Origin of the sequence: Phenylobacterium sp. (genome assembly GCF_004799395.1) — a bacterium.
Taxonomy (GTDB): Bacteria; Pseudomonadota; Alphaproteobacteria; order Caulobacterales; family Caulobacteraceae; genus Phenylobacterium.
Map to the genome: position 1 here is coordinate 1 of NZ_SSMZ01000061.1, position 9,883 is coordinate 9,883.

General features: G+C 66.5%; 11 protein-coding genes and 1 pseudogene. 6 read left to right on the top strand and 6 right to left on the bottom strand.

The features are described from left to right. Positions 1-110, top strand: a pseudogene (locus tag E8A12_RS04070) (transposase); the annotation flags it as partial. Here E8A12_RS04070 and E8A12_RS04075 read toward each other — a convergent pair. The 3 genes from E8A12_RS04075 to E8A12_RS04085 form a co-directional block, all read right to left on the bottom strand. Beyond that, complete coding sequence (locus E8A12_RS04075) at positions 108-974, bottom strand: 50S ribosomal protein L11 methyltransferase (protein ID WP_293366480.1); 867 nt, start codon at positions 972-974, stop codon at positions 108-110. The pseudogene E8A12_RS04070 and the gene E8A12_RS04075 overlap by 3 nt on opposite strands. 41 nt (positions 975-1,015) lie before the next feature. After that, complete coding sequence (locus E8A12_RS04080) at positions 1,016-1,486, bottom strand: hypothetical protein (RefSeq protein ID WP_293366481.1); 471 nt, start codon at positions 1,484-1,486, stop codon at positions 1,016-1,018. Between the two features lie 261 nt (positions 1,487-1,747). After that, positions 1,748-4,093 (bottom strand): UvrD-helicase domain-containing protein, encoded by a 2,346-nt coding sequence (locus E8A12_RS04085; RefSeq protein ID WP_293366482.1) that lies wholly within the window; start codon positions 4,091-4,093, stop codon positions 1,748-1,750. 355 nt (positions 4,094-4,448) lie between these two features. Here E8A12_RS04085 and E8A12_RS04090 point away from each other — a divergent pair, with 355 nt between their 5' ends. From E8A12_RS04090 to E8A12_RS04100, 3 genes are all read left to right on the top strand, one after another. Further along, positions 4,449-5,093, top strand: a complete 645-nt coding sequence (locus E8A12_RS04090) for a PEPxxWA-CTERM sorting domain-containing protein (RefSeq protein WP_293366483.1) — start codon at positions 4,449-4,451, stop codon at positions 5,091-5,093. Between the two features lie 116 nt (positions 5,094-5,209). Continuing rightward, entirely contained in the window at positions 5,210-5,374 is a 165-nt protein-coding gene (locus tag E8A12_RS04095; RefSeq protein WP_293366484.1) for a hypothetical protein, read from the top strand. An 87-nt stretch (positions 5,375-5,461) separates the two neighbouring features. Further along, entirely contained in the window at positions 5,462-7,381 is a 1,920-nt protein-coding gene (locus E8A12_RS04100) for a KUP/HAK/KT family potassium transporter (RefSeq protein ID WP_293366485.1), read from the top strand. 43 nt (positions 7,382-7,424) lie between these two features. On the opposite strand, the gene E8A12_RS04105 is transcribed toward E8A12_RS04100, so the two are convergent. Together E8A12_RS04105 and E8A12_RS04110 are read right to left on the bottom strand one after the other, a co-directional pair. Continuing rightward, the gene (locus tag E8A12_RS04105) at positions 7,425-7,775 is read right to left on the bottom strand and encodes a DUF3147 family protein (RefSeq protein WP_293366486.1); all 351 of its coding nucleotides are present in this window, start codon (positions 7,773-7,775) and stop codon (positions 7,425-7,427) included. Between the two features lie 219 nt (positions 7,776-7,994). Further along, complete coding sequence (locus tag E8A12_RS04110) at positions 7,995-8,333, bottom strand: hypothetical protein (RefSeq protein ID WP_293366487.1); 339 nt, start codon at positions 8,331-8,333, stop codon at positions 7,995-7,997. Positions 8,334-8,426: 93 nt separating this feature from the next. Here E8A12_RS04110 and E8A12_RS04115 point away from each other — a divergent pair, with 93 nt between their 5' ends. Together E8A12_RS04115 and E8A12_RS04120 are read left to right on the top strand one after the other, a co-directional pair. After that, the gene (locus E8A12_RS04115) at positions 8,427-8,807 is read left to right on the top strand and encodes a PadR family transcriptional regulator (protein WP_293366488.1); all 381 of its coding nucleotides are present in this window, start codon (positions 8,427-8,429) and stop codon (positions 8,805-8,807) included. Next, positions 8,804-9,406, top strand: coding sequence for a hypothetical protein (locus E8A12_RS04120; RefSeq protein ID WP_293366489.1), 603 nt, complete (start codon positions 8,804-8,806; stop codon positions 9,404-9,406). Before E8A12_RS04115 ends, E8A12_RS04120 begins: the two co-directional genes overlap by 4 nt. Here the strand turns inward: E8A12_RS04120 and E8A12_RS04125 are convergent. Then, entirely contained in the window at positions 9,403-9,618 is a 216-nt protein-coding gene (locus tag E8A12_RS04125; protein WP_293366490.1) for a ribbon-helix-helix domain-containing protein, read from the bottom strand. The two genes, E8A12_RS04120 and E8A12_RS04125, sit on opposite strands and share 4 nt — an antisense overlap. Positions 9,619-9,883: the final 265 nt, after the last annotated feature.

Here is a 9,883-nt window from a genome sequence, read left to right on the forward strand (position 1 = left end):
CCTACCGCTGGTTCTGCCGGCTGGGTCTGGACGGCGATGTGCCGGATCATTCGACCTTCTCGAAGAACCGGCATGGCCGTTTCCGTGAGAGCGATCTGCTGCGCCATCTAGGCCCGACGCAGCACCAGAGTGGCCCAGGCGTCGCGATGCAGCCGGCGCTCCATCCGGAAACCCTTGGAGGCGTAGGCGGCGAACACCCGCCGCTCCTGGGTGCGCAAGAGGCCTGAGAGGATGGCGATCCCGCCCGGCTTCAGCGCCTGCTTGATGTCGTGCGACAGAGCCACCAGCGGCGGGGCCAGGATGTTGGCGAACACCAGGTCGTAGGGCGCGGGCTTGCGGACGCGCGCGTCGTTGAGCCCGCTGGCGTGGACGAAGCGGGCGCGGGCGCGATTCAGCTGGGCGTTCTCGTTGGCGATGCGCACCGACGGCGCGTCGATGTCCGTGCCGAGCGCAACCTTCGAGCCGGTCCGCGCGGCGGCGATCGCCAGCACGCCGGTGCCGCAGCCCACGTCCAGCACCCGCCGGAAACGCCGGCGCTTCAGCAGCTGGTCGAAGGCCGAAAGGCAGCCCTCGGTGGTGCCGTGGTGGCCGGTGCCGAAGGCCGCGCCGGCCTCGATGCGCAAGGCCACGGCGCTTGCCGGAACCAGGCCGGTGTCGTGCGCCCCAAAGACGAAGAACCGCCCGGCGCGGACCGGCGGCAGACCTGACAGCGCCATGGCCAGCCAGTCGGCGTCGGCCAGCTTGTCGGTGACCACCCGCAGCTTGGGAAATCCCGCCAGCACGACGACCAGTCCGGCCTGTTCTTCAGGCGTCGTCGGGAAGGCGTCGATCCGCCAGACGTCGCGATCCTCATCCTCTTCCAGGATGGAATAGGTGAGGGTTTCGGTGGCGGGATCGGCGTCGATGGCGAGCGCGGCGGCCTCGGCCTCGGCGCGGGGGCCCTTGGCGACAGTCTGGACGGCGTCGGCGGTCATCCGCCGCCTCTAGCGGGCGGCGGGGCGAAAGGCGAGGGGGATCAGCGACCGGCGCCGGGCGGCTCGGCGGTCTCATCTGCGGGCGCGGGGACCTCGATCACCGAGGGGTGCGCGCCGCCCATCGAGGGATAGTCATGGGTTGGCGGCGGTTCGTCATAGACCGCGTGGGTCAGCGCCGGCGGCGGATCGTCGGCGGGCGGCGTCTCGGCGGCGGCCTCGCGAGGCTCGGCGACCGCGACCTTCTGGTCCGGCCAGGCCATGGCCTTCTTCCAGTCGGTGCCCATCACATAGTCGGGCGGCGTCCCGTGATAGGCGGCGAGCGTCACGTACGGGTCTCCGGGATCGAAGGGGCCCGTGGAGCGGCCATCGTACGCGGCGAACATCTGCGGCCCAGCGGGGCGGCCGTCGTCGCCGGACAGGTGCGGCTGCATCGCCCCGCCCAACAGCACGCCGGCGGTGAGGGCGACCGCGGCGCCGGACAGGAAGACGGTGAGATCGGTTCGCGTCATCATGGGGTTTCTCTCCGGGCCACTACAGCGCACGGGGACCGCATTGGTTCAGGGCCAAGCTGGGAGGGTCACGATGAGCAAGCGGAAGACGCCGGCGCCCGCGCCGGTCGAGGCGGCCGAGACGGCGGCCGCCCAGCCGGACGAGCCGGCGAGCCTGGATTCAGGCCAGGCTGGGGCCTGGCCCTGGCCGCGGGCGGGCTTGCGCTCGTGGCGGGCCTGGGCGTGCTCGTGTTCCGCGGCTTCAGGAGCCGACGGGGGTGAGCCTCACGCCTTGTCGACGAAGCTGTCGATGACCTTCTTCTCGCCGGCCTTTTCGAAGGCGACGGTGAGCTTGTTGCCCTCGACCGCCGTCACCGCGCCGTAGCCGAACTTGATGTGGAAGACCCGGTCGCCGCGCTTGTAGTCGCTGGCGGCGCTCTGCGCCGAGGTGGCGACCAGGCGGCCTTCGCCCTCGATCACCTGTTGCCGGCCCGGATGGCTGCCCTTGTAGCCGGCGGCCTGGGCGCGTCGCCAGCCCGGCGAGGAATAGCCGCCGCCGAACGAAGGCGTCTCGTCCCAGCGGCTGCCGTGCTGCTGCATGCCGGGACCGCCGCCGTAGTAGCCGGTCTCCGAGGAGGCCTCGACGTTGTCCAAGGGCAACTCGTCGACGAAGCGGCTGGGAAGCTGGCTGGTCCAGCGGCCATAGACCTGGCGGTTGGCGGCGAACGAGACGCGGGCCTCTTCGCGGGCTCGGGTGATGCCGACGTAGGCCAGCCGGCGCTCCTCCTCGAGACCCTTCTCGCCCTTCTCATCCATGGAGCGCTGGGAGGGGAAGACGCCTTCCTCCCAGCCGGGCAGGAAAACCAGCGGGAACTCCAGCCCCTTGGCCGAGTGCAGGGTCATGATCTGCACCGCGTCGGCCTGCGGGCCGCGGTCGAGGTCCATGACCAGAGAGACGTGCTCGAGGTAGCCCTCCAGCGTCTCGAAATTGCCCATCGACTGGACGAGCTCCTTCAGGTTCTCCAGCCGGGTCTGGGCGGTGGGGCTTTTGTCGAGGCGCAGCGTGTCGGTGTAGCCGCTCTCCTCGAGGATCGCCTCCATCAGCCGCGGGTGGGCGGTGCGCTCGGCCTCCGCGCGCCAGCGGTCGAGGTCGCGCAGGAAGTTGGCGAGCGAGGTCCGCGTGCGCGCCGCCAACTCGTCGGTCGCCACCAGTTGCCGCGCGGCGACGACGGCCGGCACGCCGCCCAACCTCGCCACCTGCAGCAGCTTCTGGACGGTGGTGTCGCCGATGCCGCGCTTTGGGACATTGACGATGCGCTCGAAGGCCAGGTCGTCGTCAGGCGACTGCACCAGCCGCAGATAGGCGTGGGCGTCGCGGATCTCGGCCCGCTCGAAGAACCTCGGGCCGCCAACCACCGTGTAGGGGATCTGCAGCAGGACGAAGCGCTCCTCGAAGGCCCGCATCTGGAACGAGGCGCGCACCAGGATGGCGATGTCGCGGTAGCGGCGCGGGTTGCGATCGGTCGAGCCCTTGTGCGCCCGCTCGATCTCTTCGGCGATCAGCCGGCTCTCGGCCTCGCCGTCCCAGACGCCGCGCACCACGACCTTCTCGCCGCCCTCGGCCTCGGTCCAGAGCGTCTTGCCGAGCCGGCTCTTGTTGGCGGCGATCAGCCCCGAAGCGGCGGCCAGGATGTGGCGCGTGGAGCGGTAGTTGCGCTCCAGGCGGATAACCGTCGCCCCCGGGAAGTCGCGCTCGAAGCGCAGGATGTTGTCCACCTCGGCGCCGCGCCAGCCATAGATCGACTGGTCGTCGTCGCCCACGCAACAGACGTTCTGCCGCTTCTGGGCCAGCAGGCGCAGCCACAGGTACTGGGCGACGTTGGTGTCCTGGTATTCGTCCACCAGCAGGTAGCGGAAGCGGTCGTGGAACTCGGCCAGGACGTCCGGCTGGGTCGTGAAGATCGTCAGGTTGTGCAGCAGCAAATCACCAAAGTCGCAGGCGTTCAGGACCTTCAGGCGCTCCTGGTACAGGCGGTAGAGCGCCTGGCCCTTGCCGTTGGCGAAATGGGCGCTCTCCGCCGGCGGCACCTGCTCGGGACGCCAGCCGCGGTTCTTCCAGTGGTCGATCATCCCGGCCAGGGCCTTGGGCGACCAGCGCTTGGAATCGACGTTCTCGGCCTCCAGCACCTGCTTCAGCAGACGCTCGCCGTCGTCCTGGTCGATGATCGTGTAGTTGGACTTCAGCCCCACCAGCTCGGCGTGGCGGCGCAGGATCTGGGCGGCCACCGAGTGGAAGGTGCCCAGCCAGCGCAGGCCCTCGGCCTGGGGCCCGATGATGTGAGTGATCCGCTCGCGCATCTCCCGCGCGGCCTTGTTGGTGAAGGTGACCGCCAGGATCTCCCAGGGCCGCGCCTTGCCGGTGGCCAGGATGTGCGCCAGCCGCGTGGTCAGCACCCGGGTCTTGCCGGTGCCCGCGCCGGCCAGCACCAGGACCGGCCCTTCGGTCGCCTCTACCGCCTGGCGCTGCTCGGGGTTCAGGCCCTCGAGATAGTCCGCGGGGCGATGATCGGCGCGCGCCAGATCGCTGATCCGGGGGTTCGAGGGCGGCTGCGGAGAGTCGGACGCTGACATCGCGTTGCGTCTAGCATGGCCAGCGCCGTTTGGGCGCCCAGACGTTCGCGGTGTGTTCTAGCCACCCGCTGGTAGTGTCTCAGTTTGAAATTGGTCGCCGTTGAGGAGCATCGCGCGCGCGCCAGGTCGCGGCTTTGATGGCGGTATGAGCGAGCCGCCCGAAATCGACCCCGCCTATCGTTTCTCTAGCGATCAAGGGCGCGGTGATATCAATCGGCGTGGGCGGAAGGAATAGTCCACTAGCGCCAAAGTTCCCCACGGACGCGAATGTGGTTTCCTTCCCCCACAAAATGGTCTCCTGTCAGATTTCAATGTTCCCCGACCGGCGGTCTGGCCGCATTGACAGCGGATCATTTTGGCCGCCGCAGCGAGCGTCGAGCCTTTGAGCCGGCGAGTTTGGGGGAATATGATGGGGGTTCGTTTGATTTCCGGCGGGCTGGTGCTCGCCTCGGTTCTTCTCGCCGGCGCGGCGCGCGCGGCGGTCGTCGATTGGTCCCTGCAAGGCGTCATCCTGTCCGACGGGACCGCGGTCACAGGGACCTTCGACTTCGACGCTTCCACCAACGGCTATTCGAACGTGGACATTGCCGTCGCCAGCGGGCCCAACTATCCCAACGCGACCAACTTTACGGTCTCGATCCCGGTCAATGGGGGCAACAACGAGCCCTACTGGATCGAGGCAGTGCCAGGCACGTACGCGGGAGACGCCACGGGGCTGGAGCAGATTTTCCTTGTCTTCGCTTCGCCGCTCACCGACGCCGGCGGGACGGTTGCGATCATCAGCGAATACGGATCGCCACAACTCAATACCTGCGGCGATCCGGTATGCCGAACCGTTGATCCCGACTTCCCGGACGTGGAAGGCGGTTCAAACCAGGGCGTTGTGACGACGGAGCCGCAGGCCGGTGTCCCGGAACCCGCGACCTGGGCGCTGATGCTCAGTGGCTTCGGCCTGGCCGGCGCGGCCTTGCGCCGCCGCCGGACTATGGTCGCGGCCTAAGCGTCACGGTTGAATTTGACGCGCCGCCGGTCTTCGGATCGGCGGCGTTGTTATGTCTGAAGACGGGGATTCTGCTCAATGTGTTAGGGCAACTCACCCCCCGAAGCGGCTACTCCGTGCGCGAGATCGAGACGCTGTCAGAAGGCGATGAACTCGTCGAACTTGCCGCCGTGCTGGCGCCGACGAGCGCCAATTCGAGCGACCTTGACGCAATCACCACTCATTTGGCCCGGCACGCAAACGTCGCCAGCGCGACCTGGACGGTCAGCACAACGTCATAGCCGACCGGTTACAATCGCCCACAATTGCATGGCAAATAATCCGGCCGAGCGGGCCAATCGCAGCCGAGTCTCGACCGTTCCATCCCAATGGCCGCCGCTCCACATGGACGAACAATGACCGCCACCCTCGCCCAAGACGCGTCCGCCCGGATGCGAGAACCTCAGCATTGGGCGGCGCTCGGCGCGCTAGGTATCGTCTACGGCGACCTCGGCACCAGCCCGCTCTATACCCTGCAAGCCGTGGTTCAGGCGACCGGCGGCCATTTTACGACCGAGAGCGCCCTAGGCATCCTGTCGCTGATCGTCTGGACACTGATCATCACCATTTCGGTCAAATACTGCCTGTTCGTCATGCGCGCCGACAACCATGGGGAGGGAGGGATCCTCGCTCTGATGTCCCTGGTCGGCGCCAACAGTTTCAAGGGCGCCGCCAAGGTAATGGCCGTGATGGGCCTGCTCGGTGCGGCGCTGCTTTACGGTGATGGCGTCATCACCCCCGCCATTTCCGTGCTGAGCGCACTGGAGGGCGTCAACGTCGTCACGAGTTCGCTCAAGCCGTTCGTGATGCCTGGTGCGGTCGCCATCCTAGTCGTCTTCTTCGCGGCCCAACGGGTCGGCACCGCCAGAATAGGCGCCGCCTTTGGTCCGATCATGTTGCTCTGGTTCATTGTTATCGCGCTCCTCGGACTCACGGGGATCGTTCACAATCCCATCGTTGTGACAGCACTCGATCCACGTCACGCGATCAGTTTTCTGGCCCATGCTGGAGGGACGGGAATGCTGGTCCTGGGCGGCGTGTTCCTGTGCATAACTGGCGGCGAGGCGCTCTACGCCGACATGGGACACTTCGGTCCAAACCCCATACGGCTATCCTGGTATACAATCGTGCTGCCGGCGCTCGTGCTCAGCTACGCCGGACAGACCGCTTTGCTGATTCAGAAGGGTACAATCGAGGGCAATCCGTTCTTTCAGCTTTGCCCAACATGGGGGGTCTATCCTCTCGTATTCCTGGCAATGATCGCCACGATCATCGCGAGCCAGTCGATCATCACCGGTTCCTTCTCGATGACACGACAGGCCATGCAGCTTGGTTGGCTGCCAGGCTTTCAGATTCGCCAGACGTCCGATCAGGTTTATGGCCAGATCTATGTGCCGGTCGTGAACTGGCTGATGATGGCGGCGACCATCGGGATAACCATTGGCTTCGGCAGCTCCGACAAACTCGCCGGCGCCTATGGCACGGCGGTCTCCACCACGATGTTGCTGACGACCTGCCTGCTGTTCGCAGCCATGCGATCTGTGTGGCGCTGGCCCCTGGGTGTTTCGGCCCTAATCGCCGGTTTGTTTCTCGTCGTCGATGTCGGCTTCTTCGCCGCCAACCTGTTGAAAATCGCCGATGGCGGCTGGCTGCCGCTGACCTTCGGGGCGCTCGTATTCTTCGTCATGCTCACCTGGCGGTCCGGTATCGACGCGGTACGCGCGAGCCTGGCCCATGCCTCGGAAGCCCCCGAGAAGTTCATCGGCGACCTCGCCGCCGGCAAGGTGCCCCGCGTGCCCGGAACAGCGATCTTCCTAACCCGCACATTTCAGAAGATTCCGCCGCTCCTCATCGACCACGTCAAGCATATGGGGGCCCTGCATAAATCGGTGATCGCGCTGACGGTGCTGTTCGAGGAATCGCCGCGCCTCGCCGACGAATCCCGGTGTGGGTTCGAGCAGATCGCCGAAGGCATCTGGCGGGCTACGATGAGATTTGGCTTTGTCGAAATCCCAGATCTCACCGCGGCCCTGAAGACCGTAAAGGGACTCGATCCATCAATCGATTTGGATCACGCCATCTACTTTGCAACCCGAGATCTTGTCGTTCCTGGACCCGGAAGCTCGGCGCTTGCCCGCTGGCGTCTTCCAGTGTTCGCCTTCCTTTACCGCAATGGCGCAAAGGTCGTGGATCGGTTCAGCTTGCCGCCTGAGCGCGTCGTGGAAATCGCGCGGCAGATCGAGGTGTAAATCAGGTCGGGTGCCCGCCGGTGGATGGGCTTCAGTTTGAAATTCAAAGCTTGAGCCCGAGCCGCGGGCCAATCCACACCATGACCAGATAGAGGCAAACGGTAAGCGCAGAGCCTGCCCCAAGCGCTCCCCAGAACGGCAAGCCGCGACGAAGCAGCGCCGGGATTACCAGGAACATCGGAAGCGACGGGAGGACGAACCAGAACGTTCCCGAAGAGTGGAGGGCCATATTCTCCACGTCGGGCTTGTCGCGCCAAAGCCAGACCATTCCCAGGACCGAGACGAGGGGCAATGAGGCGACAAGGCCGCCAAAGCCCGGATAGCGCTTCGAAATCTCCGATACGGCGGCAACGATGGTTCCGGAGATCAAGGCCTTAATGACCAAGTAGAGCATGACACCCGATAGCAGGTCAGACCGTCGCCCGCTTCCTCTAAGGCCTGCGCTTACCGGGCTGCGTACGGCGCGCGTCGATCTACCCGGCGGTGTCCTGCGGCGTCCACAGGGCGTCCTCGCCGGCCGCTGCCGCTGCCGGGTGCGGAGAGATCCGACGCCAATCTCGCGTTGTGCCTGGCGAGGCCAGCGACGTTTGGGCGCCAGGCGTGTGTGGGGTTTCTAGCCGCCGGTCTGTTGCGGTGTGACGGGCGCGGCCTGGGTCGGCCGGATCGAGCGGCCTGAGCGCATGGGCGCCGTGCAGGTCTCCAGAGTTTGCAGGAACCAGCCATAGCTCATCGGCGGACCGACCCGCGCCGTGGCCACCCAGTCGCGGTCGGGGTCGGCGTGTTCCAGGCGGTGCAGATAGGCGCGAAACAGGCGCACGCCCCAGGGGCTGACGCCGCCGTCCGCGGCCGACTTGCCCAGCACGGTGGCGATCCGGAGGCAGTCGAAATCGGCCTGCTGCTCGGCGGCTATGGCGGGCGGACGGGCCTCGACGTGGGGCGGAGCGGCGAACATCGGCCCCCCTTTAGCATGCCGCGGGCTTCGCTGAAGACCGACTGGAAAAATGACCCGTTGACGCATGATACATAGATATGCAAGGTATCGTGCATGGATAAGCCGCAGGCCATTCCGTCCGACGAGCTCGGCAAGTGGGAAATCCAGGTGCGCAAGGGCGGCCTTGGACTGGCCGTGCTCGCCATCCTTTGGCCCCACCGGCTCTACGGACTGGAAATCCTGCGCCGGCTGGAAAGCGACGCCGGCCTGTCGATCCCGGAGGGGACCATCTATCCGCTGTTGAGCCGCATGAAGGCCGAAGGCTTGGTGGACTCCGAATGGGTCGAGGCCGATGCCGGTCACCCGCGCAAATACTATCGCCTCACCGATCCGGGCCGCGCCCAGGTGCGGCAGATGGCCAAGAGCTGGCGAGCGTTCGCCCAGGGGCTCGAGCGCCTGCTCGCCCCGATCGACAGCATCGGAGACAAGACGTGAGCAAGGACGCCGGCATGGCGCATCTGGACTGCTATCTGGACCAGGTCCGCCGCAACCTCAGGGGCCTTCCGAAGTCCGAAACGGACGAGATCGTCGCCGAACTTCGCGCCCATGCGCTCGACAAGATCGAGGGCGTCCTCACGCCGAACCAGGTGGAGGCGGCGATTGCGGCGCTTGGCTCGCCGCGCGAGGTCGCGCGGGCGAACCTGACCGAGCGGGTCGCCGCGGAGGTGGAGGCGGACCGCTCGCCGCTGACGGTGTTGCGCGGGGTGGGCCGGCTGATGTGGCTCAGCCTCTACGGCCTGTTCGCCGGCCTGGCGTCGTTCGCCGGATATGGGATGGCCGCGGCCCTCCTGGTCACCGCGGCGGTGAAGCCGTTCTGGCGGGGCCATGCCGGGCTGTGGCGAATTCCTGAGCCGGACGGAGGCTATGGGTACGATCTCGGAGTGTCCGACGCGCCGCGCGGCGTCGAACTGCTCGGCTGGTGGATCATTCCCATCGGCATCGGAGCCGGACTGGTCCTCGGTTGGCTGACCTGGCGGTTCGGCATTTTCAGCGTCCGCCTGATGCGCCGCTCGACTCAGCGGAACAGGGGCTAACTGCAGCCTTGGGCGAAGGCCAGCGCCGCCAGGCGGCAGGCCGAGGCGAGGGGACGGCCGGCGCGAGCGTCGTCGATGTGGCCGATCACGGCCGCGAGGCTCAAGCTCTCGGCCTGCGCCATCGCCTCAAGCACCGCCCAGAACTCTGGCTCAAGCGCGATCGAGGTGGCGTGACCGGACAGCTGCACGGAGCGTTTTCTTAAGCTCGCCATGGCCTGATGTGTCCTCGGTTTCGGACACCGACGCAAACGGCCACTGCAAAGTTGACGGGTCCGTCATCTTTTTGCTTGCCTTAAGTTGACGGCAGCGTCATCTTTACCGGGAGAGCTTGGGTTAGGATATGCCGATGGCCATGGTCGACACCGCCGAACGCCCCGCGTTACGCACCACCTCGCCGAAGATGGAGTGGGGCCAGGCGTTGCGCTCGCTTCGCCGTCTGCTGAACGACAAGGAAGACACCACCGCGGTGTTCGAGAT

Excerpts from the sequence above, each read along its gene's own strand:
- E8A12_RS04075 (WP_293366480.1), bottom strand. The coding sequence starts at position 974 with ATGACCGCCGACGCCGTCCAGACTGTCGCCAAGGGCCCCCGCGCCGAG.
- E8A12_RS04080 (WP_293366481.1), bottom strand. The coding sequence starts at position 1,486 with ATGATGACGCGAACCGATCTCACCGTCTTCCTGTCCGGCGCCGCGGTC.
- E8A12_RS04085 (WP_293366482.1), bottom strand. The coding sequence starts at position 4,093 with ATGTCAGCGTCCGACTCTCCGCAGCCGCCCTCGAACCCCCGGATCAGC.
- E8A12_RS04100 (WP_293366485.1), top strand. The coding sequence starts at position 5,462 with ATGGCCGCCGCTCCACATGGACGAACAATGACCGCCACCCTCGCCCAA.
- E8A12_RS04105 (WP_293366486.1), bottom strand. The coding sequence starts at position 7,775 with ATGCTCTACTTGGTCATTAAGGCCTTGATCTCCGGAACCATCGTTGCC.
- E8A12_RS04110 (WP_293366487.1), bottom strand. The coding sequence starts at position 8,333 with ATGTTCGCCGCTCCGCCCCACGTCGAGGCCCGTCCGCCCGCCATAGCC.
- E8A12_RS04115 (WP_293366488.1), top strand. The coding sequence starts at position 8,427 with ATGGATAAGCCGCAGGCCATTCCGTCCGACGAGCTCGGCAAGTGGGAA.
- E8A12_RS04125 (WP_293366490.1), bottom strand. The coding sequence starts at position 9,618 with ATGGCGAGCTTAAGAAAACGCTCCGTGCAGCTGTCCGGTCACGCCACC.